This window comes from Nocardioides sp. (genome assembly GCF_047607185.1).
GTDB lineage: Bacteria > Actinomycetota > Actinomycetes > Propionibacteriales > Nocardioidaceae > Nocardioides.
The window spans coordinates 1-23,151 of the sequence record NZ_JASGDQ010000116.1; the positions used below are offsets into that span (position 1 = coordinate 1).

Below are 23,151 nucleotides of genomic sequence, written 5' to 3' on the forward strand. Positions count from 1 at the left end.
GCCGCGTTCACCTGACCACCCGCGACCCGCTCGCAGCACCCCAAGGACCCGGAGACCCGCAGCCCGGCAGCGCCAGCCGGCACAACAGCAACCCCTCGACCCAGCCCGAGCCCGTCAAAGGCCAACGACACCCGAAACCGCCACCGCTACGCGGCAGCGTGAAACGCCGAGGCTAGTGTCAGGGCCCGTGCGAGAATGACTCTCGTCAGTCGAAAGCCTGCCCGTTGAACCAGCCCGTCGGAACCGGACCTGAAAGAGGAGCTGAGTGGCGAGCACGGAGGCCAGTCCAGGCGAGAAGAAGCCGCCGTCGTACCAGATCGAGGCGCTTGCCAGGGGCCTACAGGTGCTCGCCCTCTTCTCCGAGCGCCGGCCGGCGCTGCGGCTCACGGAGATCGCCGCCGAGACCGGGATGTTGATGCCGCGGGTCTACCGGATCGCGATGACGCTGACCGCCGAGGGCTACCTCGAGCAGCTGCCGAACGGGCACTACCGCCCGGGCGTGAAGGTGCTCGCGCTCGGCTTCGCCGCCCTGAAGAGCCTGGAGCTCCCCGAGATCGCCCGGCCGGCGATCGAACGCCTCGCCGAGGAGACCTCCGAGACGGCCAACCTCGGCGTGCTCTCCGGCGACCAGCTCGTCTACCTGGTGCGGATCCGCAACCGGGACCTGGCCACCTCGAGCACGCAAGTGGGGTCGCTCCTGCCTGCGGTCTACACCTCCGGCGGCAAGGTGCTGCTCGCCTATCTGGAGGAGTCCGACCTGCGCTCGCGGATCACGAGCCGGTCCTTCGACAGCGGCATCGGACCGCGCCCGAGGGGCGATCTCGAGCGACTGCTGCCCGAGCTACGGGAGATCCGGCGGCGCGGCTATGCGCTCCAGAACGAGGAGATCGTCTCCGGGATCCGCTCGGTCGCCGCTCCGGTCCACGGCGAGTCCGGCCAGGTGGTGGCGGCGGTCAACGTGCCCGTCGACGCACGGGAGTGGTCCGCGGAGCTGTTGGGCGAGAAGCTCCGGCCGCGGGTGGTCGAGGCGGCCGCGGAGATCTCCGCGCTGCTCGGCCACCGCGGTGGGACGTCGCCGAACGGGATTTCGTGATGAGCACTGCCGGGCGCCAGCCGCTCGAGTTCGACCACGTCGGCCTCAACGTCCCCGACCTCGAGACCGCCACCGAGTGGTATTGCGAGACCTTCGGGCTCACCGCCGCACCGCCGTTCGCGGTGCCTGGCACCGACCTGCGCGGCATCATGCTGCTGCACGAGCCCTCGGGCTTCAGGATCGAGCTGATCCATCGACCCGGCGCCAAGGACGGGATGCGGCCGCTCAGCGCGGAGGACGCCGCCCTCACTCTCGGTTACGGCCACATCTGCCTTCGCGTGCCCGACGTACGACGAGAGTTCGCTCGCCTCCTCGACGCGGGCTGCACCTCACGCAAGGACCCGACTCCTGCCCCCCGCCCCGGCGCGCTCGTCTCGTTCGTGGCCGACCCCTGGGGCAACCTCATCGAAGTCATCAACCGCGACTAGCTCCGGCTGGCTCCTGCGCCCTCGCCGGAGCCTGCTACTCGGCGACGACGCGGAAGACGCGGAGCTGGAGCGCGAGAGTGGCGTAGTAGCCGACCAGCGTGCTCAGCTCCACCAGCATCTGATGCCCGAGTGACTGGACGCCGCGCTGCCACAGCTCGTCATCGACGTCGCCGGCGAGCAGCGCCGAGGTCACGTCGTAGACCAGCGCCTCGACCTCGTCCAGCGACGCCGGCTTGCGCGGGATCCGGAGCGAGGCCAGCTCGGCCTCGGTGAGACCGACCCGCTGCCCGACCGCCTCGTGGGCCAGCCGTTCGAAGGCACTGTCCCAGGCGGTGGCGACCAGGAGGATCGCCAGCTCCCGGGCGCGCCCGGTGAGCGAGGTGCCGTACCGGATGCTCGTGCCGAGCCGCTGCAGCGCATCGCCGACTGCCGGAGCATGGAGCATGGCGTTGAAGGGCCCGGTCAGCGCGCCGTTCTCGTCGATCAGGGCGAACGCCGCGGCGTCCCGGGCGCGGTCGCCACCGGCGATCGAGGCCCGCAGCTCGGCCTGGGCAGCGTCGAGGTCGGCCGGGGTCAGCAGCGGTAGCCGAGGGTGGGTCACCGGAGACTCCGCGGGCTCAGCGGCGATTGCTGCGGATCTCGGACAGGATCCGGCCGCGGAGCTCGGCGAACCGTGGCTGTGCCTTGGTCGTGATCTGGTCCCGCTCGGCACCGAGGCCGACCTCGACGGTGTCCATCACCGTGGCCGGCCGACCACCCAGTACGACGACCCGGTCGCCGAGGTAGACCGCCTCGTCGATGTCGTGGGTGACCAGCACGATCGTCATGCCGAGGTCACGGCGCAACTGGAGGACGAGGTCCTCCAGATCGAACCGTGTCTGCGCGTCGAGCGAGCCGAACGGCTCGTCCATGAGCAGCACGGGGGCGTTGTAGGCCAGTGCCCGCGCGATCGCGACCCGCTGCTGCATCCCGCCGGAGAGCTGCCAGGGGTGCTTGCGCTCGACGCCGGTGAGCCCGACGGTCGCCAGCGCCTCTTCGGCCCGGCGGCGTCGCTCGGCCCGGCCGACCCCGAGACCTTGCAGCGGGAAGGCGACGTTCTCGCGCACCTTCATCCAGGTCAGCAGCGAGGCGCGATAGTCCTGGAACACCACGGCGATCTCCGCCAGGGGGTGGTCCACGGGGGTGTCGCCGAGCTTGACCGAGCCCGCGGAGACCGGGGCGAGCCCGGTCAGACAGCGCAGCAGGGTGGTCTTGCCGACACCGGAGGGGCCGACGATGGTGACGATTTCGCCCGGCTCGACGCGCAGGTCGAGACCGGCCAGGATCGCGGTGTCGCCGTAGGACTTGCCGACGCCGGAGACGACCAGCGCCTTGTCGCTGGCCTGGTGGCCGCTCTTGCGGGCTGCGGATGCGGTGGTCATGCGCGTGCCTTTCGTCGGGTGAAGCGTGAGGATGCCTTGGCGGTCGGCCGGGCGCTCTCGGCGGCACGGAAGTGCCAGCCGAGCAAACGGCGCTCGCCGTAGAGCAGGAGCAGCGAGAGTGCGTAGCCGACGACGCAGATGAGCACCGTGCCGGCCCAGGTGTCCTTGATGCGGAAGGTGTTGCCGCTTTCGAGCACGTAGAAGCCCAGCCCGGTCTCAGAGCCGTACATCTCGCTGACCAGGACGGTCACCAGGCCGATCTGGAGGGCGACCCGCAGGCCGGCGGCGGCGCGTGGCAGGCAGGCGGGCACCGCGACCCGGGCGATGAAGAGCGCCTTGGGGATCCGGAAGGAGCGCGTCATGTCCCAGACGGCCGGCGCGATGGCGCGGGCGCCGTCGATCGAGTTGAGCAGGATCGGCCATACGCAGGCCAGCGCGATCACCGCGATCTTGGGCCAGGCGCTGATGCCCAGGACCACGATCACGATCGGCACGAACGAGAGGTGGGGGACCGCCCGGGCATAGTCGAGCACCGGTCTGGTGGCCTTCTCGACCGTCTCGTTGAGTCCGAGCGCGATGCCGAGGGCGAGGCCGCCGACGAGGGCGAACGCCATCCCGACGACCAGGTTGCGCACGCTGTAGATCGTCGCGCCGAGCAGGTCGTCCTCTCGGAAGGCGTTGGCCAGCGTCGAGAGGATGTCGGGCACCGGGGGAAAGTAGAACGAGGTGCTGTCTGTGGTGGCGATCCACCAGGCGGCGACCAGCAGCACCGGCAGCCAGAGCGCGACGGCGGCCCGGCCGAGCAATTGTGAAGCCGAGTTCATGGGATGTCTCCTGCTCTCATTCGCCGGTGTCGATCGGACGCCAGGCGAGCACCTTGTCCTCGAAGCGCTTGACCAGCCAGTTGATGGCGTAGCCCAGCGCGCCGGCGGCGAAGATGCAGACATAGGCCATCGGGGTCTGCCGGTCGAACTGCAGCGTGCCGATCAGCCTGCCCAGGCCGGGGGTCGAGGCGATGATCTCCATCGCCACCGAGACGAGCACCGAGGTCGTCGCGGCCAGCCTGACGCCGGTCACGATGAAGGGGGTGGCGCTGGGCAGCACCACCTTGACGAAGTTGAGCCAGGCCGGGATCCGGTAGGCACGCACCGTGTCCACCACCGCCTCGTCGAGGCTCTTGGCGCCGTAGGTGGCCTGGGTCAGCACCGGCCACACCGCGGCCAGGACGACCACGATCACCTTCATCTTGAGCGTCACGCCGAAGATCAGGATCAGCAGCGGCATGACCGCGACGGGTGGGAAGGCCCGGAAGAAGTCGAGCACGAACTGGGTGGAGCGTTCGGCGAAGGAGTTGCGGCCCAGGAAGAGCCCGAGCGGGATCCCGATCGCCAGCGACCAGGCGAAGGCGATCGCGGCGCTTTGCAGGGTGTGGGCGGCGGCGTCCCAGAAGCGGGCCTGAGTGAGCAGGTCGGGCGCCGCCTTCGCGACGCTGTGCAACGAGGGCAGTAGGTCCTCGGAGAAGACGTGGAGTGCACACAGGGTCTCCCAGGTGCCGGCCACCAGGAGCCAGACGAAGGCCTGGGAGAGCAGGGTGCGGGTCGTGCCGCCGCGACGCGGCCGTCGCCGGCCCCGCGCACGGGGCGCGGAGACGGCGACGGCGTCACGCTCGGCTGTGGTCACGAGGCTCACAGGTCCGGAACGCTGGAGTCGATGAGCTCGTCGATCGAGGGCACGGTGTCGACGAAGCCGCTGAGCTTCATCTCGTTGGCGATCGTCTCGGCCGCCGTACGGGAGAGGGCGGTGCTCATGTCGGGGATCGCCATCTGTGCCACCACCTCCTCGGTCATGTCGGAGTTGTCGAGGGTGACCTGACGGTAGTCCTCGGGGTGCTCGTTGAGGTAGGAGTAGGCCTCCTCCATCGCCGTCTGGAACTTGGCGATGATGTCGGCGTGCTCCTCGGCGTAGTCGTCGGTGGCGCCCCACACGATCTGTGCCGCGTCGGGGATCTCGCCGACGGTGCCCTTGTTGAGCGCGGTGAAGCCCTGGTCGATCGCCGTGAAGTAGTACGACGCGTTGGCGCAGATCGCGTCGACGGTGCCGTTCAGCGCGGCGTCGATCATGGAGGCGGTCTCAAGCGCGACGTAGCTGACCTTGCTCGGGTCGAGGCCCTCGTTGCGCATCGCCACGTTGTTGACGATCTGCAACGGGTGGCCCAGCGACGGGACCGCCACCTTGGCGCCCTCGAGGTCGGCCAACTCGGTGATGGAGCTGTCGGGGGGAGCTAGGCAGGAGTCGTCCTGGGTGGTGTTGGCGGTGGCGTTCTGTGCCCCCGAGACGATCCGGACCGGAAGCCCCTGACCACGCGCGGAGGTGACCGGCTGGATGCTGGTCTGAGTGATGTCGATCTGACCGCTGACCAGGTTGGGGATGTTCTTGCTGGTGTCGGCGGAGGCGATGTTGACGGTGACGTCGAGGCCGTTCTCTTCGAAGTAGCCGTTGTCGACCGCCCAGATGACCGGCTGCCAGCCGGTGTTGAGGCCGCGCTGGATGGTGACCTTCTGGAGGGTGTCACTGCCGGTGGAGGAACTGGACGAGGACGATTCGGACGCAGCGTCGGAGCCGCTGCTGTCGCTGCTGCCGCACGCGCTCAGGACGGTGGCGCACATCAGCGCGGCGGCGATGCCGGGGCCGAGCACCCCCCGGCGGAGGTGATGTGGACGTGTGGGCATTGCGGACTCCTTCTCGGGACGAGAGTCTAGTGGTGTGTGACATGCGTCACCGCAATAGTGGCGACACTTCTGGAGTTCGTCAAGGGGAATCTCGGGAAAATATCGAGAGTTCCCATCCATCTGTCGACAGATGCCAATCCGGTCTCGGCTGGCCCGTCTGGCTGGCGGCCGACGTCCGGCGCCGATCGATCGCTCGCCGCGGTGTCCTCGGGGCGAGGCTGGTCATTGACTGATCAAGTGTCGACAGTTATCGTCGCAATGTAGCCTCAGTCACAGGAGAGGCTCCGAACAGCGAGAGATTCTTCCATGAACTTCGTCGATAGTGCCGACACTAGTGTCGATGGGACCGCCGACTGGCTCGGTCTTCGTGATGCCAGGGTGCTGGTGGCCGGCGCGGGCGGCATCGGCGCCAGCTGTGTGGCGGGCTTCCGGCAGGCGGGCGCGAAGGTCCTGGTGGTCGACCGGGACGAGGATGCGCTGGCGAAGCTGCGTGCCGAGGACCCCGGGCTGGCGACCCTGGCGCTCGACCTCACCGAGCGCGGCTCGGGCACGGCGGCCGTCGAGGAGACGCTCTCCCGGCTGGGCGGCCTCGACGTGCTGCTGCACTGCGTCGGCGTCAACGACCGACGCGCGGTGCTCGACTTCACCGAGGAGGAATGGGACCGCGTGCTGCGGGTCAACCTCACCTCGGCCTTCGGGATCGCGCAGGCCGCGGGGCGTCACATGGTCGCCCAGGGATCGGGCCGGGTGCTGCTGTTCTCCTCGGTGTCGGGATGGCTGGCCCACGCCCTGCACGGGCCCTATGCCACCTCCAAGGGTGGCCTGAACCAGATGATGCGCGTGATGGCACGGGAGTGGGCGCCGTACGGCGTCACGGTCAACGCGCTCGCGCCCGGCTACATCGAGACCAACCTGACTGCCGGCTACCTCGCCAAGCCCGGGGTGCGAGACGAGCTCACCGCGCTGGTGCCCGCCGGCCGACTCGGCCAGCCGGGCGAGGTGGTGGGGCCCGTGCTCTTCCTGTCCTCGCGGCACGCCGCCTTCGTCACCGGCCACGTCCTCTACGTCGACGGCGGCCGAACCCTCGTCTGAACCACAACCAAGAAGGAGTCCCCTCATGAGCAGTTCCCAGATCTTCCCGCGCTTCGAGGGCAAGACCGTCCTCGTCACCGGAGCCGGCACCGGCTTCGGCGCGGCGATCGCCTACCGGGCTGCCCAGGAGGGCGCCGACGTCGGCGTGCACTACAACCGGTCGCGTGCCGGCGCCGAGCGGACCGTGGCTCGGATCGAGGAGCTCGGCCAGAAGGCGTGGATCTTCCAGGCCGACATCTCCAGCTGGGAACAGGTGCGACGACTGGCCGAGGAGGCGTTCTCCCAACTCGGCACCGTCGACGTGCTGGTCAACAACGTGGGCGACTTCGCCAGCGAGACCCAGGGCTGGCGCGAGCTGGACCAGGAGTCGCTCGACCGGGTCATCGACGTCGACGTGAAGGGCACGCTGATGATGACCCACGAGTTCGGGGCCCGGATGGTCGAGCAGGGTCATGGGGCCATCGTCAATATCGGCTCGACCGTGGTCGTGCGAGGCAGTGCGCGTGCGCCCCAGTACGCCGCGGCCAAGTACGCCGTCCTCGGCATCACCAAGTCCTACGCGCACGCCTTCGCCCCGACCGTGCGGGTCAACACCTTCGCACCCGGCTTCATGGAGACCGACGCGCTCCTCGCCCGAGCAGACTGGCAGGCCGGGCGTCGCGAGACGCTGATCGAGGCCACTCCGCTGGCCCAGATCCCGCCGCCGGAGGCGGTCGCGGGCACCGCGCTGTTCCTGGCCTCCGAGGACGCCTCGCACATGACCGGGGGATATCTGGTCGCCGACGGCGGCTACAACATGGTCGGCGCCTGAGCCGGCCTTCGAGACAGGAGACCTAGACCATGAAGCTGATCACCTTCGACGAGGGCCGTGTCGGCCGCCTCGACGGCGAGGACGTCATCGAGCTCGACGTACCCTCGACCCGGGCCTACTTCGAGCGGGAGGGCAAGGTCGACGAGACCGGCGAGCGGCTCAGGCTGGCCGACGTACGGCTGCGGGCACCGATCCGGCCGAAGAAGTTCTTCCACACGGCCGGCAACTTCGCCGACCACCACGAGGAGTTGCAGGCCGTCGACTGGTCGCATCCCGTCCACAAGGGCATCGTGTTCTTCCAGAATGTCGACGCGATCATCGGCCCCGACGACCCGATCGTCTACCCCGAGGGCTACACCAGGGAGCTCGACTACGAGCTGGAGCTGGCCGTCGTGATCGGCAAGCCCGGCAAGTTCTTCTCTCCCGAGCAGGCGATCGAGCACATCGCCGGGTTCACGGTCTTCAACGACATCACCGCCCGCGACATCCAGCGCAAGGAGATGGAGTCCGGCGTCTTCTCCTTCTCCAAGGCGATCGACACCTTCTGCCCGATCGGGCCGTGGATCGTCACCGCCGAGGAGATCCCCGACATGATGAACCTCGCCATGGAGCTGCGGGTCAACGGCGAGGTGCGGCAGACCGGCCACACCTCCCAGATGCGGGTCTCGATCCCGCACCTGGTGGCCTACCACTCGCCGCAGACGTTCTCGGCCGGCGACCTGCTCACCACCGGCACGATCTCGGGCGTCGCCGCCGTCCAGCCGAACCCGTTCGACTTCTACCTCCAGCCCGGCGACCGGATCGAGGCAGAGGTGGAAGGCGTCGGCGTACTGCGCAACCATGTCGTCTCGTGGAAGGACGCCTATGGCGAGCCCGCGCCCGAACGGGTGGACTGGTGATTCGATGAGAAACCGACGACTCGACTTCGAGAGCTACCCGGAGCTGTTCGAGAGGGCGAAGAAGACGCTTCCGCCCGTCCTCTTCGAGGACATGACCCGTGGCTTCGGCCGCGGGCTCACCGCACGCCGCAACGAGACGGCGTACGACGAGATCGAGTTGCTGCCGCGGGTCGCCGTCGGCTGGGACAGCCGGGACCTGACCACCACGGTGCTGGGCGCCGAGGTCTCGATGCCGGTGCTGGCCGCCCCGGTCGGGGGACTCCGGCTGGTGCATCCCGAGGGGGCGCCGGGTGTCGCCGCCGCGGCAGGCGAGGCGAGGACCATCGCCGGTCTCAGCATGATGGCCGGGCACACCCTCGACGACGTCGCCGACCGGGCCACCGGACCCATGTGGCAGCAGGTCTTCCTGTCCTGGGGTCGCGAGCTGGTCGGCAACCTGGTCTCCGGTGCCAAACGGCGCGGGTTCCACGCCATCGTGGCCACCGTCGACTGTCCGATCTGGCCGAAGAAGCCGGTGGGCCTGAAGGTGTCGGTGTCCTCGGCGATCCAGTACGGCCCCGATCTGCTGCGCCGGCCCCGCTGGGCCGCCGGATTCTTCCGCGACGGCGCGGCGATGGCGGCGGTCAACGCGGCGATGGGACCGCGCTCGAAGCAGGCCACGGTGTGGTCGGACATGGCGTGGCTCAAGGAGATCTGGGACGGGCCGCTGGTGATCAAGGGGATTCTCACGCCCGCCGACGCCCGCCGCGCGGTCGAGGCCGGTGCCGACGCGATCGTGGTGTCCAACCATGGCGGCATGGCGCTGGACGGCACACCGGCGACGTTGTCGGTGCTGCCGCAGATCGTCAAAGAGGTCGGCGGCGAGGTCGAGGTGCTCCTCGACGGTGGCATCCGGCAGGGAGTCGACGTGGTGCGCGCGCTGGCTCTCGGCGCGCGAGCGGTGCTGGTCGGCCGTCCGGTCATGCTCGGCCTCGCCGTCGGCGGGTCCGCCGGCGTCAGCGTGGTGCTCGAGCAGTTGCGTCACCAGCTCGACGTCGCGCTGGCGATGGTCGGGGCGCCCTCGGCGGCCGCCGTCGACGGCTCGTTCGTGCGAGTGCCGGCGTCCTGGTCGTGACGACGAACCACCACCGATCGGAGGAGAAGTGAGCAACAGCGAAGGCCGGATGGCCGGCCGCGTCGCCGTCGTCACGGGCGTGGGCTCGGGCATCGGGAAGGGCATCGGGCTGCGGTACGCCGCGGCCGGCGCCGAGGTCGTCGGCGTCGACATCAACCTGGCGGCCGCCGAGGCGAGCGCGAAGGAGGCCGCCGATGCGGGGCACCCGTTCGCCTCGGTGCACGCCTGCGATCTGACCCAGCCGCCGGCCGTCACCGAGTTGGTCGCCGGCCTGGCCCGGCGCTACGGCCGCATCGACACGCTCGTCAACGCCGGCGCGATCCAGCCGCATATGGCCTCGACCCGCGAGATGGACTACGAGACCCAGTTCCGCCCCACCATCGTGGGCGAGGTCGACCTGGTCTTCCTGCTGTGCCACGAGGCCTGGGACCTGCTGAAGTCCTCCGGTCGGGCCGCGGTCATCAACTTCGCCTCGGTCAACTCCTTCCGGGGTAGCCGGGCCATGGGCATGGTCGCGCACACCGCCGGCAAGGGAGCCGTCCTGGCGATGTCGCGCCAGCTCGCCGTCGAGGGCGGTCCCGACCAGATCCGGGTCAACACCATCGCCCCCGGTCTGATCCGGACCGACGCCACCCGCGCGGCCGGTGCCGCGGACGGCGACGTCGGCGGCGCCATCCTCGCCCGCACCTTGCTGGGACGGCTGGGTGTGCCCGACGACATCGCCATGTGCGCACTCTGGCTCGGCTCCGACGAGTCGAGCTGGGTCACCGGCGCCAATGTGACCGTCGACGGCGGCGTCACCGCAGCCTGAAGGAGACACCGATCATGAAGACCCTCGTCGTCACCGACCCGCCCCGGCCCGGCTCGGCCGAGGTCGCTCGGCTGCGGGAGTTCGGCGTCGCCACCGTCCACGAGGCGATGGGCCGCGTCGGGAGCCTGGGTCCGGCGCTGCGGCCGATCCAGACCGGCCTGCGCGTTGCGGGCGCCGCGGTCACGGCGCTGTGCTGGCCCGGCGACAACCTGATGATCCACGTCGCCGTCGAGCAGTGCGGCCCCGGCGACATCCTCGTCGTCGCCACGGCGGCACCGGCCACCCACGGCATGTTCGGCGAGCTCTTCGCGACCGCACTCGCCCACCGCGGCGTACCTGCGGTGATCCTGGACGCCGGCGTCCGCGACACCGCCGAGCTGCGCGAGCTGGGCTTCGGCGCCTGGTCCCGGCACGTCAGTGCGGAAGGCACCGTGAAGGCCACCGCCGGCCACGTCAACCTGCCCGTCGTCATCGCCGGGCAGCGGATCGCTCCGGGCGACGTCGTCGTGGCCGACGACGACGGCGTGGTGGTCGTCCCGCTTGCTCGGGTCGCGCAGGCGATCGAGGCCTGCGAGGCGCGGTTGGCCAAGGAGGCCGCCGCCCGCGAGGCGTTCGGCCGCGGCGAGCTCGGCCTGGACCGTTACGGCCTACGCCCGTTGCTCGACTCCCTGGGCGTGGAGTACAAGTCCTACGCCGCGGCGCTCGCCGACGGCGACCTGGCCTGATCCGGGTCGCGGCACCAGCCGAACGGGCCGGCTGCCTGGTGGCAGCCGGCCCGTTCGGTGGGTGGGGTTACTTCTTGGTCACGCGCAGCTTGGCCTTGTTGCTGGTGGAGCCGGTGACATTGGCGTCGCCGGTGTAGACCGCGCGGATCTTGTAGGTGCCCTTCTTGGCGAGCTTGGGCAGTTTGACGCTGAGAGTGCCGTTGCTGTCGAGGGCGTAGCTGCCCAGGAGCTTGGCGCCGCGGTAGATCTTCACGGTGCCGGTCGGGGTGGTCCCGGTGGCGGTCACGGTGACGGTCGCCTTGACTCGTTTGCCCTTCTTGATCGTGTGCTTGCCCAGCTTGAGCTTGGTGGCGGAGCTGACCGGAGTGGTCTGGCCGCCGCCGCTGGCGGTCGGGCTCGCCTGGGCGACGGTGACGACGATGGGGTCGCCGTAGCTGCCGGTGTAGGTGGTCTCGGGGTCGAGGTCGGCGGGGGAGTAGGCGACGCCGCCGATGGTGACGGTGACGTCCTTGCCGCCGTCGCCGACGATGGAGTCGGCGGAGGCGCCGGTCAGGCTGGTGAGGTACGACGTCCCGGGCACGACCCAGGTGGCCCCGTTGGCGAGGTCGAGGATGACGCCGTTGTTGACCGGGGCCGCGACGGTGTTGGTGACCCGGCTGATCTGGTCCCAGTTGTCGATGGTGATCGTGGTCTCGTCGTGGAGGTAGTCCGTGGAGGTGATCAGGCCGTTGACGGTGGCGTTGTCGAGGTTGACGACCATGTTCTTGCCGGTGCGCGCGCCGTTGAAGAGGTCACCGTCGATGGTGGTGTTGCTCAGGTCGAGCTGTGAACGTGAGGAGACCCCGGTCGCGGTCAGGTCCCAGGAGTCGTCGTAGGTGACCTCCCCGGTGTCGGTGTAGACGATGTCGTCGGTGGCGGAGAGCGTGTAGGTCTTGCCGTCGACGGTGATGGTCTTGGTCTCCTTGCCGGCGTTGTCGTTGTCGATCGCCTGGAAGAAGATGCCGTCCTCGGAGTTGAAGCTGGCGCCCTGCGAGCCGTCCACGGCGATGGTGGACACGGTCGAGGTGCCCCGGTCCATGAAGACCGCGTCGCCGGCGTTCGCGACCGTGGCCCCGTCGACAACCAGGTTGCCCGCGCTGTTGAACACTGCCGCGTTCTTGCCGGCGGTGACGACGGTGGGTTCCTCGCCGAGCACCGCCAACTCGTCGTCGGCCAAGCCCATCGCGAGGCTGGTGTTGAGGGCGGCGACGGTGTCGGCGTCGCTGTCGCCCCAGTGGACGCTGGCGTCGCCGTTCTGGGTGATGACGGTGCCGTAGCTGGCTGCGTTGATCGTGGTGCCGAGCAGGTTCTCGGTGGTGCCGTTGATCGCCCAGACGCCGTAGCCGGCTTCGGAGCCGGAGGTCGTGCCCGCGTTGACCGCGCTGTTGATCGCGGTGAGGGTGTTGCCCGAGCCGGCTTCGGTGGACAACGCTCCCCAGTCGGCACTGGTGATCGAGCTGTTGACATAAGAGGCCTTGTTGTCGGTGCCGATCAGGATGGTGGCGCGGTTGCTCCCCACGACGCCGACCTTCCACGGAGCGCCCTCCATGTAGGCAGGTGTGCTGTTGGAGATGTAGCCCTCCGGCATGTCCTCGGAGGGGGCCACGTTGATCGTGGAGTTCTTCACGACGAGGTTGGCGCCGGTGCCCTGGGAGGTCAGTGCCGCGCGCACCGTGCCGGTGTTGTCGATGGTCGCGCCGTCGAGGGTCACCGTCGAGCTGTCGGCGACGACGCCGGTGCCGGCGCCGACGAAGTCGCTGCGGCCGCGGCCGGTCATGGTGATGGTCGGATTGGTCAGGGTGTAGCTGCCGTCCTGGACCCAGACGCCGTTCTGGCCCTCGCCGGTGGAGGTGATGTTGAGGCCGTCGGCAGTGGTGTCGGAGATGGTGGTGACGTCCTCGAGATCGGCCGCGACCGAGTAGTCCTCGTCGATCCCGTCGGCGCCGACGTAGAGCGCCTGGCGGATCGGGAAGGTCTCGGTGTTGAGCATCGTGTGGGAGAGGGTCGGGGTCAGCACCACCGTTCCGGTGTAGGTGTCGGCCACGATGCTCTGGGTGGTCTGCGGCCAGGTGTCGTAGGCCGAACCGGTGTCGACGCCGTTGACCGACAGGTTGATCAGGTAGCCGCTCGGCGCGGTGAGGATGCCGCCTTCTTCGACGGTCAACGAGGTGAGGGAGGACACCGAGCTGACGGTGCAGGTGTCGCCCGAGACGACCGTCAGGGTGGTGCCAGAGACCGCGCCGGTGGTGCAGCTGATCCCAGAGGTGTCTGCGAATGCCACGCCGGGCAGCATGACGAGACCCGAGTAGGTCATGGTGCCGATCAGTGCGGTGGCTCCGAGGCCGCGCACTCGGCGGGTGGTGGTTGACATCGAGGACTCTTCCTTCGGTCAGCCCAAGCCTCGCCACAGCGGCGAAGCTTGGCCGAACGGGCCGGCTGCCTGGTGGCAGCCGGCCCGTTCGGTGGGTGGGGTTACTTCTTGGTCACGCGCAGCTTGGCCTTGTTGCTGGTGGAGCCGGTGACATTGGCGTCGCCGGCGTAGACCGCGCGGATCTTGTAGGTGCCCTTCTTGGCGAGCTTGGGCAGTTTGACGCTCAGGGCGCCGTTGCTGTCGAGGGTGTAGCTGCCCAGGAGCTTCTTGCCGCGGTAGATCGTCACGGTGCCGGTCGGGGTGGTCCCGGTGGCGGTCACGGTGACGGTGGCCTTGACTCGTTTGCCCTTCTTGATCGTGTGCTTGCCCAGCTTGAGCTTGGTGGCGGAGCTGACCGGAGTGGTCTGGCCGCCGCCGCCGCCGCTGGCTGCGGTGACGGTGAGGGTGGCGGTGTTGCTGGTGGAGCCGGTGACATTGCTGTCGCCGGGGTAGCTGGCGGTGAGGGTGTGGCTGCCGACGGCGAGGTCGGCGGCGAGGGTGAGGGTGGCGGAGCCGGAGGTGAGGGTGGCGGTGCCGGCCTCAGTGCCGTCCACGGTGAGGGTGACCTCCCCGGTCGGGGTGGCCGATCCCGCCTCGACGGTGACGGTGGCGGTGGGTGCGGTGCCGTAGGTCACCGAGTCCGCCGAGAGCGCCAGGCTGGTGGTCGAGCTCGCCTGGGCGACGGTGAAGCTGGTGCTGCCCGTCGAGGCCCCGATGCTGTCGTCGGTGTCACCGGCGTAGTCGACGGTGACGGTGTGGTCGCCGGCGTCCAGGTCGGAGCCAAGGTCGACGCTGGCCGCGCCGTCGTCGAGGGTGGCGGTGCCGACCTCGGTGCCGTCCACGGAGACCGTGACGTCACCGTCGACGGGGTAGCCGTCGGCGTCGACGACGGAGACCTCGGCCGTGGCGTCCGCGCCGTAGGCGGTGTCGGCCACGCTCACCGAGGTGGTCGAGGCGATGTCGCCGTCGGCGACGGTGACCACGATCGGGCTGTCGACGGTGCCGGTGTAGGTGGTGGTGGCGTCGAGGTCGGCGGGGGAGTAGGCGACGCCGCCGATGGTGACGGTGACGTCCTTGCCGCCGGCGCCGACGATGGAGTCGGCGGAGGCGCCGGTCAGGCTGGTGAGGTACGACGTCCCGGGCACGATCCACTTCGAGTCGTTGGCGAGGTTGACGATGACGCCGTTGTTGACCGGAGCCGCGACGGTGTTGGTGACGATGCTGATCAGGTCCCAGTCCTCGGAGGTGATGGAGGACTTCTGGTGCGCGTAGGTGGTGGAGGTGATCAGGCCGCGCACCGTCGTACCGTCGAGGTTGACGACCAGGTTCTTGCCGATGCGGGCACCGTTGAAGAGGTCACCGTCGATGCTGGTGTCGGTCAGGTCGAGCTCTGAGCGCGAGCTGGCGGAGGCGTCACTGAGGTTCCAGGAGCTGTTGGGCGTGACCGTGGACTCGACGGAGGCACCGAGGTTGTCGGTGATGCTGTAGGTGGTGCCGTTGACGGTGAGGGTCTGCTTCGTCCCTCCGCCGGTGTTGTCGTTGGTGATGGTCTGGAAGAAGACGCCGGTGTCGGAGTCGAAGCTGGCGCCCTCGGAGCCGTCGATGGTGATGGTGTTGAGGGAGGAGTCCGCCCGGTCCAGGAAGGTGGCGTCGCCGGACTCGACGGTGGTGGCGCCGTCGATGAGCAGATTGCCCTCGCTGTTGAACGCCGCGGCGCTCTTACGGGCAGTGACGCTGGTCGCCTGCTCAGGCAGCGCGGCCAACTCGTCCGCGGTCAGGCCGAGGGAGAGGTCGGTGTTGAGGGCGGCGACGGTGTCGGCGTCGCTGTCGCCCCAGTGGACGGTGGCGCTGCCGTTGTGGGTGATGACCGAGCCGTAGGACCCAGCCGCGATCGTGGTGCCGAGCAGGTTCTCGGTGGCGTTGCCGATCGCCCAGGTGCCGTAGCCGGAGTTGGAGCCCGAGGTGGCGCCGGCGTCGACCTCGCTGTTGATCGTGGTGAGGGTGTTGTAGGACCCGGAGTCGGTCGAGAGCGCGCCCCAGTCGTAGGACGTGATCGAGGAGTTGATGTAGGAGGCCTTGCTCTGCTGGCCGATCAGGTTGGTCGCCCGGTTGCTGCCGACGACGCCGAGCTTCCAGGGGGTGCCCTCCATGTACTGCGTGGCGGAGCTGGAGATGTAGTTGGCGGGCATCCGCGAGCCGGTCTCGTCCTCGGGCGAGGGGCCGGCGTAGATCGTGGAGTTCTTCACGACCAGGTTGGACTCGGTGCCCTGCGAGATCAGCGCGGTGCGCACCGTGCCGTTGTTGTTGATGGTGGCTCCGTCGACGGTGACGTCGGCGCTGTTGGCGACGATGGCCCCCGAGCCGGCGCCGACGAAGTCGCTGCGGCCGCGGCCGGTCATGGTGATGGTCGGCTTGTTGAGCGTGTAGGTGCCGCCCTCGACCCAGACTCCGTTCTGGCCGTCGCCGGTCGAGGTCAGTCGCAGGTTGTCGGTCTGGGTGTCGGTCTGGGTGGTGGTGCCGTTGAGGTCCGCGGTGACCGAGTAGTCCTCGTTGATCCCGTTGGCGTCGACGTAGAGCGCCTGGCGGATCGGGAAGGTGAAGCCGTCGGTCATGGTGTGGGAGAGGGTCGGGGTCAGCACCACCGCTCCGGTGTAGGTGCCGGCCACGATGCTCTGGGTGACCTGCGGCCAGGCGTCGTAGACCGAACCGGTGTCAACGCCGTTGACCGACAGGTTGATCAGGTAGCCGCTCGGCGCGGTAAGGATGCCGCCGTCTTCGACGGTCAACGAGGTGAGTGTCGACACCGAGCTGACTGTGCAGGTGTCGCCCGAGACGACCGTCAGGGTAGTGCCAGAGACCGTCCCGGTCGTGCAGCTGATCCCGGAAGTGGCGGCGAAAGCGGCTGGCTGCAGCGTGATCGCGGCAGCGCTCACCAGGGTTCCGGTGAGCGCTGCGGCCGCTACGCCACGTGTTCGGCGGATGGTGGTTGACATGGAGAACTCTTTCCTTCGGTCGACTCGGGTCGCCAAAGTGGCGACACTTGTGCTCGAATGGAGTAGAGCAAAAACTGGCGACGTGACGGTAGTCACATCTCCCGATACCTCATATCGGTGCTTGTGATGATTGAGGTCGGCGTACGGAAGGCGGGAGCCGAATGCGAAGCACGGGGCGTCAGCGACGCGGGCCGAGGCCGGGCTCCTGGCCCGCCACGTCACCGATTGCCGGGAGTCCGACGACAGACCTGCGCCCGGTGGACCCGAACCTCGTCGTGGTGCTCGACGCCGTGCTCGCCGAGCGCAATCTCACCAGGGCGGGCGAGCGACTCGGCATGACCCAGCCCGCGGTCAGCGCGGCGCTGGCCCGGCTGCGGCGGCAGTTCGACGATGCGTTGCTGGTGCGCACCGGGCGGGTCTTCGAGCTGACGCCGACCGCTCGACGTCTGAGGCCCGCAGTCGACCGGGCGATGGCCGAGATCCGCCGTACCCTCGACGTGCCGCCCTCCTTCGACCCCGCCACGACGACACGGACCTTCTACGTCTCGGGATCGGACTACCCCTTGGCGGAGCTGGCCGGTCCACTGCAGGCGCTGTTGGGCGAGCAGGCCCCGCACGCCCGGCTCTCCTTCGACTCCCTGCCGACCGGGAGCGAGGTGAGTCCGGTCGACCTGCTGTGCCGTGACGTCTTCGTCGCCGGCGCCGGCAGCGGTCTGCCCGGCAAACGGCGGTCGCTGTTCCTGGACCGGCTGGTCTGCGTCGTGGCCGCCGGCCATCCCCGGCTGCGCCCGGACGGCGTCCTCTCCTCGGCCGACCTGGCCCAGGCGCGGCACGTGCGCAGCGTCCTGGGGGCCGCCATGACGACCCACGTCGACGACCTGCTCGCCGCTGCCGGCATCGAGCCCCGGGTGGCGATCACTGTCGAGGGGTTCTTGCCGGTGCCTTTCATGATCGCCGGCTCCGACCTGGTCGGCTTCGTGCCGGAGCGGGTGGCGCTGCGCTATGCCGGGGTGCTCGGGCTGCGGGTCGTCGAGACGCCGATCGCGCCGATCACGCTGGTCGAGGCCGCCTACTGGCATCCCTCGCGCAACGACGATCCCGCCTTGGGGTGGCTCGTCGCGATGCTGTTACGAGCATCCGAGATCGTGGAGTTCGGCGCGCTGCAGCCCGCCTGAGCCGGCCACCAGTTGCTCGCGTAGCCAGGCGTGGGCCGGATCCAGTTCCCTGCTGGCGTGCCACCACATGGTCTCGACGATCTCCGTCGCCGGGAACGGAGCCGGGACGGCGATGGTTCCGGTGGCGGGGCCGAGCCGTGCGGCGAGTCTGCTCGGCACCACGGCGACGAGGTCGGTGCCGGCCACGATCGAGGCCAACGGCAGGAGGCCGGCCGCCTTCACCACGGGCTCGTGCCGCAGGCCCAGCTCGCGCAGCCGCCGAACCGCTGGCGTCGGCGCTGCCTGGCTGCCGGCCACCGCGTGGCGCAGGGAGACGAACGCCTCCCAGGAGAGCTCGCCGTCGACCACCGCCGGGTTGTCGGCGTCGAGCAGGCAGACGTAGACGTCAGCGAACAGCGCCCGGCTCTCGCCCTCGATCGGGGTGTCCGAGGTCGCGACAACGAAGTCGTGGGCCAGCAGATCTCGCTCGCTGTACGCCGACCCCTCGGGCAGCGTCCGGAACTCGAAGCTCATCCCCGGGGCTCGGTCCAGCAGCGGCGTGAGCAACTCGCGCAGCTCGATCGCCGTGTGGTCGGAGCACCGGAAGGTGAACCGCCGGCGGCACGTCGCCGGGTCGAAGGGCCCTTCGGCGTCGAGCGCACGCTCGATCTCGGCCAGCGTCCGCTGCACCTGCGGCAGCAACTCGCGCGCGAGGGGGGTCAGCTCGTAGTCGCGGCCCACCCGCACCAGCAACTCGTCCTGGAACCGGCTGCGCAGCTTGGCCAAGGCCGAACTCATCGACGACTGACCGAGCTGGATGCGCTGTCCGGCCCTGGTCACGCTGGCCTCCTCCAGCAGTGCCCGTAGGGCCACGAGGAGCTTGAGGTCGAAGTCGGCAGGTGTCATCGGGGACTCGGCACGCTAGCACGACCTGCTGTGAGCGGCGGTTCGATCGACGGTTTCGTCCCGGCCTATCTCGTGGGGGACGATCTCGAGACCTCTTCGATCACGGCGACGGTACGGGTCAGGTGAGGTTCGGCGCGGTGGGCGCGGTGGGCGACGGCCAGGCCTACGGTGGTGGCGGGCCGGACGAGTGGTCGGTAGACGACGCCTGCCAGCGCCAGCGCGGTGACGGGCTCGGGGACGACCGCCGCGCCCAGGCCACCGGCGACCAGGGTGATCAGTGTCGAGGTCTCGCCGACCTCGTGGCGGATCCGCGGCTCGACGCCGGCGTCGTGGAGGAGGCGGAGCACGACGTCGTACATCACCGAGCGGCGGCCGGCGGAGTGGACGATCAGGTCGGTGTCGCGCAGGTCGACGGCCCGCACTCGCCTCTTGGCAGCGAGCGGGTGGTCGCCGGACAGCGCGACCACGAGCCGGTCCTGGCGCAGCGCCGTGACGGTGAGCGAGAGGTCGGCGACCGGCGGTCGCAGCAGCGCGACATCGACCGCGCCGGAGCGCAGCGCCTCGATCTGGTCGGGCACCAGCATCTCGCCGTGGAAGGCGAAGTCGACCCCTGGCAGCTCCGTGGCCAGCTGGCGAGAGAGCGCCGGGAGGAGGGAGTACGTCGCGGAGCCGACGCAGCTGATGGCCAGCCGTCCGAGGGCGCCGGCCGCGACCAGCCTGGCCTCCTGTGCCGCCCCGTCCAGCGAGGCCAGGATCTCTTGGGCGCGGGTCAGGTAGGCCGCCCCGGCCTCGGTGAGATCGACCCGGCGGGTGGTGCGGTGGAGGAGGGTGACGCCGAGGTCTGCCTCCAGCTGCCGGATGGCCTGGGACAGCGGCGGCTGCGCCATGTGGAGCCGCTGCGCCGCCCGGCCGAAGTGTCGCTCCTCCGCGACCGCGACGAAGTAGCGCAGGTGACGGACGTCCATATTTGCTTCATCTTAGAACGTGTTTGAGAGCTCGGAGGCGCCGGCTCCGCGCCGAGCTCTCGAACACGCTCTGATCGGCTAGTCGGCCGCCAGTGCGGCGTGCTGCTCGCGCAGCTGCCGCTTGAGGATCTTGCCCGAGGGGTTCTTGGGGAGGGCGTCGGCGATGACGACGTACTTCGGCGCCTTGTAGCCGGCGAGCACCTCGCGGGCGTGCGCCATCACCTGCTCGGCGGTCAGCGAGACACCCGGCTTGGGCACCACGACCGCCGCGACCGCCTCCACCCAGCGCGGGTGCGAGACGCCGAAGACCGCCACCTCCGCGACGCCGTCGAGCCGGAAGATCGCCTCCTCCACCTCGCGGGAGGCGACGTTCTCGCCGCCGGTCTTGATCATGTCCTTCTTGCGGTCGACGACGTAGAGATAGCCCTCCGCAGTGACGTAGCCGAGGTCGCCGGAGTGGAACCAGCCACCCCGGAACGCCTCGGCGGTCTTGTCGGGCTGGTCGTGGTAGCCGAGCGTGGCGTGCGGCGAGCGGTGCACGATCTCGCCGACCGTGCCGGCCGGCACCGGCTCGTCGTTGTCGTCCACGATCCGGGTCTCGACGTTGAGCGCGGCTCGCCCGGCCGAGCCGGCGTAGGGGAGTTGCTCGTCGGGTCGCAGGATGGTGGCGAGCGGCGCCATCTCGGTCTGGCCGTAGAAGTTCCACAGGTCCACACCCGGCAGCCGGCCGCGCAGTTCCTCCAGCACCGCGACCGGCATCGGTGAGGCGCCGTAGTAGCCCTTCTTCAGCGTGTGCAGGTCGGCGGTCTCGAAGTCGGGGGAGCGCAGCAGCCCGATCCACACCGTCGGCGGGGCGAAGTACTTCGTCACGCCGTGCTCGCCGATCGCCCGCAGCACCGCCGCCGGGTCGGGGCCGGGCAGGATGATCGAGGTCGCGCCGAGGTAGACGTCGACGCCGAGGAAGCAGTCCAGCTGCGCACAGTGGTAGAGCGGCAGCGTGTGCAGTTCGACGTCGTCCGCGCTCATGCCGCCGTCGACGATGCAGGAGACGTACTGCCACATCAGCGCCCGGCTCGTCAGCAGCGCGCCCTTGGGGCGCGACTCGGTGCCGGAGGTGAACATCATCCGGACCGGGTCGTCGTCCGCGACGGGGACGTACGGCGCCGGGCCGGTGGTCTCGAACCAGGCCGCCGCGTCCACCCAGCCGGGCGCGACCGCGTCGCCGCGCAGCCTGACCACCAGCCTGTCGGCCACCGTGCCGACCGAGGCGGCCAGCGCCTGCTCGGCGGTGGGCACCAGCGCGTCCTCCACCACGAAGGCGCGGGCCGAGGAGTGGTCGAGGATGAAGGCGATCTCCTCCGCGCCCAGCATGAAGTTGATCGGCACCAGCACCACGCCGACCCGGGCCGCCGCGAAGTCCAGCACCGCGAACTGCCAGCAGTTGTGGCACAGCAGCGCCAGCCGGTCGCCCTTGCGCAGCCCCGCCGCGGCGATGGCGGCGGCGGTGCCGTCGACCACGCTCTCGAGCTCCGCGAAGGTGAGCCGGGTGTCGCCGTCGACGATGGCCAGCTTGTCCGGCAGCCGCCGCGCGGTACGACGCGGCAGGTCGCCGAGCGCGTGCTGGCGGGCTTGCGCGATGAGATCGGGCATATCGACTCTCCGGTCTGGGTGTGCCATGGGTCACACCCATGCTAGGGCGTCGGGCCCGGACGGGCTCGCCGGTCGATGGCTAGGCTGGCCGACGTGAAACTGGGCTACAAGGCGTCGGCAGAGCAGTTCGGTCCCCGGGACCTGGTCGAGTTCGCGGTCCGGGCAGAGGAGGTCGGCCTGGACTCGGTGTGGGTCAGCGACCACTACCAGCCCTGGCGGCACATCGGCGGCCACGCGCCGTACTCCCTCTCCTGGCTGGCCGCGGTCGGCGAGCGCACCGAGCGGGTCACCCTCGGCACCAGCGTGCTGACGCCGACCTACCGCAACAGCCCGGCGATGATGGCGCAGGCCTTCGGCACCCTCGGGCTGCTCTATCCGGGGCGGATCGTGCTCGGGGTCGGCACCGGCGAGGCGCTCAACGAGATGGCGGTGGCCGGCGAGTTCGCCTGGCCCGACTTCAAGGAGCGCTATGCCCGGCTGCGCGAGGCGGTGCGGCTGATCCGGCTGCTCTGGAAGGAGGACCGGGTCACCTTCGAGGGCGACTACTACAAGACCAAGGACGCCACGGTCTACGACCACCCCGAGGGCGGCGTGCCGATCTTCGTCGCCGCCGGCGGGCCCACGGTGGCCAAGTACGCCGGCCGCGCCGGCGATGGCTTCATCTGCACCTCCGGCAAGGGCATGGAGCTCTACACCGAGCAGTTGCTGCCGGCCGTGGCCGAGGGCATGGCGGCGGGCAGCAAGGCGGCCTGGCCGGAGAAGATGATCGAGATCAAGATCTCCTATGCCCACACCCGGGAGGAGGCGCTGGAGAACTGCCGGTTCTGGGCGCCGCTCTCGCTGAGCGCGGAGCAGAAACACAGTCTGCAGGACCCGGCCGAGATGGCCGCCGCCGCCGACGCGCTGCCCATCGAGCAGGTCGCCAAGCGGTGGATCGTGGCCACCACCCCGGAGGAGGTGCTGGCCGAGGTCCGGCCCTACGTCGACGCAGGCTTCGATCACCTCGTCTTCCACGCTCCCGGGAACGACCAGGACGCCTTCCTGACCCAGTTCGCCGCCGAGGTCGTGCCGGCCCTCCGGGAGCTGGCGTGATCGACTACGACTTCAAGGACGGCGCCGCCTGGATCACCCTCGCCGACGGCGATCGAGGCAACACCCTCACCGCCGAGTCGGGGGACGAGCTCCTCGCCGCGGTACGACGCGCGCACGCCGACGCCGCCCGGGTGATCGTGCTGCGGGCGACCGGACGGTTCTTCTCCGCCGGCGGCGACATCGGCGGCTTCGCCGGCGCCGCCGACGTACGCAACTATCTGGAGGACCTCGCCGAGGCGCTGCACCTGATCATCAGCACGCTGATCCGCTCCGAGGCGATCGTGGTCTCGGCCGTCCATGCGACCGCGGCCGGGGCCGGCTTCCCGCTCGCCGCGGCGGCCGACGTCGTGCTGGCCGGGGAGTCGGCGAAGTTCACGCTCGGCTACACCAAGATCGGGCTGAGCCCCGACGGCGGCACCACCCTGCTCGTCCACTCGCTCGGGCTCCACACGGCGCTCCGGCTGGCGCTGCTCAACGACGTCATCACGGCGGACGAGGCGCACCGGCTCGGCGTCGTGGCCCGGGTCGTCCCCGACGAGTCGCTGGCCGAGGTCACCGAGCAGGTCGTCGCCCAGCTGCTGGCCGGCTCGGCGACCGCGCAGGCCGACGCGAAGCGGCTGCTCCGCCAGGTCGCCGACCAAGCCCCGGAGGTCGCGATGCGCCGGGAGTCGCTGGCGATCAGCGCCAACGCCGTCCGAGCCGACGGCCGTGAGGGCGTGGCGGCATTCCTCGGGAAGCGGCCGCCGAGGTTCAACACGTTCTGAGGCGTGAGGGCCACTGCCTCGGCGCTCCGGTGCGGCGACACGCCGACCAGACGGC

Annotated in this window: 22 protein-coding genes; 12 read left to right on the forward strand and 10 right to left on the reverse strand. The window is 69.9% G+C overall.

Annotation, left to right across the window (positions count from 1 at the left end; translation table 11 throughout):
* Positions 1-265 precede the first annotated feature (265 nt).
* Together QM595_RS13195 and QM595_RS13200 are read left to right on the forward strand one after the other, a co-directional pair.
* Positions 266-1,093 carry an IclR family transcriptional regulator gene (locus tag QM595_RS13195; RefSeq protein WP_415172024.1) on the forward strand — a complete coding sequence of 276 codons (828 nt, stop codon included), beginning with the start codon at positions 266-268 and terminating at the stop codon, positions 1,091-1,093.
* Entirely contained in the window at positions 1,093-1,521 is a 429-nt protein-coding gene (locus tag QM595_RS13200) for a VOC family protein (protein WP_415172025.1), read from the forward strand. Before QM595_RS13195 ends, QM595_RS13200 begins: the two co-directional genes overlap by 1 nt.
* A 34-nt stretch (positions 1,522-1,555) precedes the next feature.
* Here QM595_RS13200 and QM595_RS13205 read toward each other — a convergent pair whose 3' ends face one another.
* Genes QM595_RS13205 through QM595_RS13225 form a run of 5 tightly spaced genes read right to left on the reverse strand, consistent with a single transcriptional unit; the run spans position 1,556 to position 5,671 of the window.
* Positions 1,556-2,122, reverse strand: a complete 567-nt coding sequence (locus tag QM595_RS13205; RefSeq protein WP_415172026.1) for a carboxymuconolactone decarboxylase family protein — start codon at positions 2,120-2,122, stop codon at positions 1,556-1,558.
* Between the two features lie 16 nt (positions 2,123-2,138).
* Positions 2,139-2,942, reverse strand: coding sequence for an ABC transporter ATP-binding protein (locus QM595_RS13210; RefSeq protein ID WP_415172027.1), 804 nt, complete (start codon positions 2,940-2,942; stop codon positions 2,139-2,141).
* Complete coding sequence (locus QM595_RS13215) at positions 2,939-3,766, reverse strand: ABC transporter permease (protein ID WP_415172028.1); 828 nt, start codon at positions 3,764-3,766, stop codon at positions 2,939-2,941. Before QM595_RS13215 ends, QM595_RS13210 begins: the two co-directional genes overlap by 4 nt.
* Before the next feature lie 16 nt (positions 3,767-3,782).
* Entirely contained in the window at positions 3,783-4,631 is an 849-nt protein-coding gene (locus QM595_RS13220; protein ID WP_415172029.1) for an ABC transporter permease, read from the reverse strand.
* A complete protein-coding gene (locus QM595_RS13225) occupies positions 4,628-5,671 on the reverse strand; it encodes an ABC transporter substrate-binding protein (protein WP_415172030.1) in 1,044 nt (347 codons plus the stop codon). Before QM595_RS13225 ends, QM595_RS13220 begins: the two co-directional genes overlap by 4 nt.
* A 306-nt stretch (positions 5,672-5,977) precedes the next feature.
* Between QM595_RS13225 and QM595_RS13230 the strand changes: the two genes are divergently transcribed.
* The 6 genes from QM595_RS13230 to QM595_RS13255 are packed head-to-tail and all read left to right on the forward strand — an operon-like array spanning position 5,978 to position 11,123.
* Positions 5,978-6,763: an SDR family NAD(P)-dependent oxidoreductase gene (locus QM595_RS13230; protein WP_415172031.1), complete on the forward strand. Its 786-nt coding sequence runs from the start codon at positions 5,978-5,980 to the stop codon at positions 6,761-6,763.
* 25 nt (positions 6,764-6,788) lie between these two features.
* Entirely contained in the window at positions 6,789-7,574 is a 786-nt protein-coding gene (locus tag QM595_RS13235; RefSeq protein ID WP_415172032.1) for an SDR family NAD(P)-dependent oxidoreductase, read from the forward strand.
* Positions 7,575-7,603: 29 nt separating this feature from the next.
* A complete protein-coding gene (locus tag QM595_RS13240) occupies positions 7,604-8,473 on the forward strand; it encodes a fumarylacetoacetate hydrolase family protein (RefSeq protein ID WP_415172033.1) in 870 nt (289 codons plus the stop codon).
* A gap of 4 nt (positions 8,474-8,477) precedes the next feature.
* Positions 8,478-9,587 (forward strand): alpha-hydroxy acid oxidase, encoded by a 1,110-nt coding sequence (locus QM595_RS13245; protein WP_415172034.1) that lies wholly within the window; start codon positions 8,478-8,480, stop codon positions 9,585-9,587.
* 28 nt (positions 9,588-9,615) lie between these two features.
* A complete protein-coding gene (locus tag QM595_RS13250; RefSeq protein WP_415172035.1) occupies positions 9,616-10,398 on the forward strand; it encodes an SDR family NAD(P)-dependent oxidoreductase in 783 nt (260 codons plus the stop codon).
* Between the two features lie 14 nt (positions 10,399-10,412).
* The gene (locus tag QM595_RS13255) at positions 10,413-11,123 is read left to right on the forward strand and encodes a 4-carboxy-4-hydroxy-2-oxoadipate aldolase/oxaloacetate decarboxylase (RefSeq protein ID WP_415172036.1); all 711 of its coding nucleotides are present in this window, start codon (positions 10,413-10,415) and stop codon (positions 11,121-11,123) included.
* A gap of 67 nt (positions 11,124-11,190) precedes the next feature.
* Here the strand turns inward: QM595_RS13255 and QM595_RS13260 are convergent, their stop codons facing one another.
* The gene (locus tag QM595_RS13260; protein ID WP_415172037.1) at positions 11,191-13,533 is read right to left on the reverse strand and encodes a beta strand repeat-containing protein; all 2,343 of its coding nucleotides are present in this window, start codon (positions 13,531-13,533) and stop codon (positions 11,191-11,193) included.
* A gap of 101 nt (positions 13,534-13,634) precedes the next feature.
* Complete coding sequence (locus QM595_RS13265; RefSeq protein ID WP_415172038.1) at positions 13,635-16,358, reverse strand: beta strand repeat-containing protein; 2,724 nt, start codon at positions 16,356-16,358, stop codon at positions 13,635-13,637.
* A 4-nt stretch (positions 16,359-16,362) separates the two neighbouring features.
* Here QM595_RS13265 and QM595_RS13270 point away from each other — a divergent pair, with 4 nt between their 5' ends.
* Together QM595_RS13270 and QM595_RS13275 are read left to right on the forward strand one after the other, a co-directional pair.
* Positions 16,363-16,692, forward strand: a complete 330-nt coding sequence (locus QM595_RS13270) for a hypothetical protein (protein WP_415172039.1) — start codon at positions 16,363-16,365, stop codon at positions 16,690-16,692.
* A 130-nt stretch (positions 16,693-16,822) separates the two neighbouring features.
* A complete protein-coding gene (locus QM595_RS13275; protein ID WP_415172040.1) occupies positions 16,823-17,740 on the forward strand; it encodes a LysR family transcriptional regulator in 918 nt (305 codons plus the stop codon).
* Here QM595_RS13275 and QM595_RS13280 read toward each other — a convergent pair.
* From QM595_RS13280 to QM595_RS13290, 3 genes are all read right to left on the reverse strand, one after another.
* A complete protein-coding gene (locus tag QM595_RS13280) occupies positions 17,693-18,625 on the reverse strand; it encodes a LysR family transcriptional regulator (protein ID WP_415172041.1) in 933 nt (310 codons plus the stop codon). The two genes, QM595_RS13275 and QM595_RS13280, sit on opposite strands and share 48 nt — an antisense overlap.
* A 65-nt stretch (positions 18,626-18,690) precedes the next feature.
* Positions 18,691-19,590 (reverse strand): LysR substrate-binding domain-containing protein, encoded by a 900-nt coding sequence (locus QM595_RS13285; protein WP_415172042.1) that lies wholly within the window; start codon positions 19,588-19,590, stop codon positions 18,691-18,693.
* A 78-nt stretch (positions 19,591-19,668) separates the two neighbouring features.
* On the reverse strand, positions 19,669-21,240 hold the full coding sequence (locus tag QM595_RS13290; protein WP_415172043.1) for a fatty acyl-CoA synthetase: 1,572 nt from the start codon (positions 21,238-21,240) through the stop codon (positions 19,669-19,671).
* 75 nt (positions 21,241-21,315) lie between these two features.
* On the opposite strand from QM595_RS13290, the gene fgd reads away from it, so the two are divergent.
* A complete protein-coding gene (gene fgd / locus QM595_RS13295; protein WP_415172044.1) occupies positions 21,316-22,332 on the forward strand; it encodes a glucose-6-phosphate dehydrogenase (coenzyme-F420) in 1,017 nt (338 codons plus the stop codon).
* The gene (locus tag QM595_RS13300; RefSeq protein ID WP_415172045.1) at positions 22,329-23,096 is read left to right on the forward strand and encodes an enoyl-CoA hydratase/isomerase family protein; all 768 of its coding nucleotides are present in this window, start codon (positions 22,329-22,331) and stop codon (positions 23,094-23,096) included. Before fgd ends, QM595_RS13300 begins: the two co-directional genes overlap by 4 nt.
* The last annotated feature ends 55 nt before the right edge of the window (positions 23,097-23,151 follow it).

Coding starts and splice junctions, on each gene's coding strand:
- QM595_RS13280 (WP_415172041.1), bottom strand. CDS start 18,625: ATGACACCTGCCGACTTCGACCTCAAGCTCCTCGTGGCCCTACGGGCA.
- QM595_RS13235 (WP_415172032.1), top strand. CDS start 6,789: ATGAGCAGTTCCCAGATCTTCCCGCGCTTCGAGGGCAAGACCGTCCTC.
- QM595_RS13245 (WP_415172034.1), top strand. CDS start 8,478: ATGAGAAACCGACGACTCGACTTCGAGAGCTACCCGGAGCTGTTCGAG.
- QM595_RS13215 (WP_415172028.1), bottom strand. CDS start 3,766: ATGAACTCGGCTTCACAATTGCTCGGCCGGGCCGCCGTCGCGCTCTGG.
- QM595_RS13230 (WP_415172031.1), top strand. CDS start 5,978: ATGAACTTCGTCGATAGTGCCGACACTAGTGTCGATGGGACCGCCGAC.
- QM595_RS13210 (WP_415172027.1), bottom strand. CDS start 2,942: ATGACCACCGCATCCGCAGCCCGCAAGAGCGGCCACCAGGCCAGCGAC.
- fgd (WP_415172044.1), top strand. CDS start 21,316: ATGGCTAGGCTGGCCGACGTGAAACTGGGCTACAAGGCGTCGGCAGAG.
- QM595_RS13260 (WP_415172037.1), bottom strand. CDS start 13,533: ATGTCAACCACCACCCGCCGAGTGCGCGGCCTCGGAGCCACCGCACTG.
- QM595_RS13225 (WP_415172030.1), bottom strand. CDS start 5,671: ATGCCCACACGTCCACATCACCTCCGCCGGGGGGTGCTCGGCCCCGGC.
- QM595_RS13290 (WP_415172043.1), bottom strand. CDS start 21,240: ATGCCCGATCTCATCGCGCAAGCCCGCCAGCACGCGCTCGGCGACCTG.
- QM595_RS13240 (WP_415172033.1), top strand. CDS start 7,604: ATGAAGCTGATCACCTTCGACGAGGGCCGTGTCGGCCGCCTCGACGGC.
- QM595_RS13285 (WP_415172042.1), bottom strand. CDS start 19,590: ATGGACGTCCGTCACCTGCGCTACTTCGTCGCGGTCGCGGAGGAGCGA.
- QM595_RS13255 (WP_415172036.1), top strand. CDS start 10,413: ATGAAGACCCTCGTCGTCACCGACCCGCCCCGGCCCGGCTCGGCCGAG.
- QM595_RS13200 (WP_415172025.1), top strand. CDS start 1,093: ATGAGCACTGCCGGGCGCCAGCCGCTCGAGTTCGACCACGTCGGCCTC.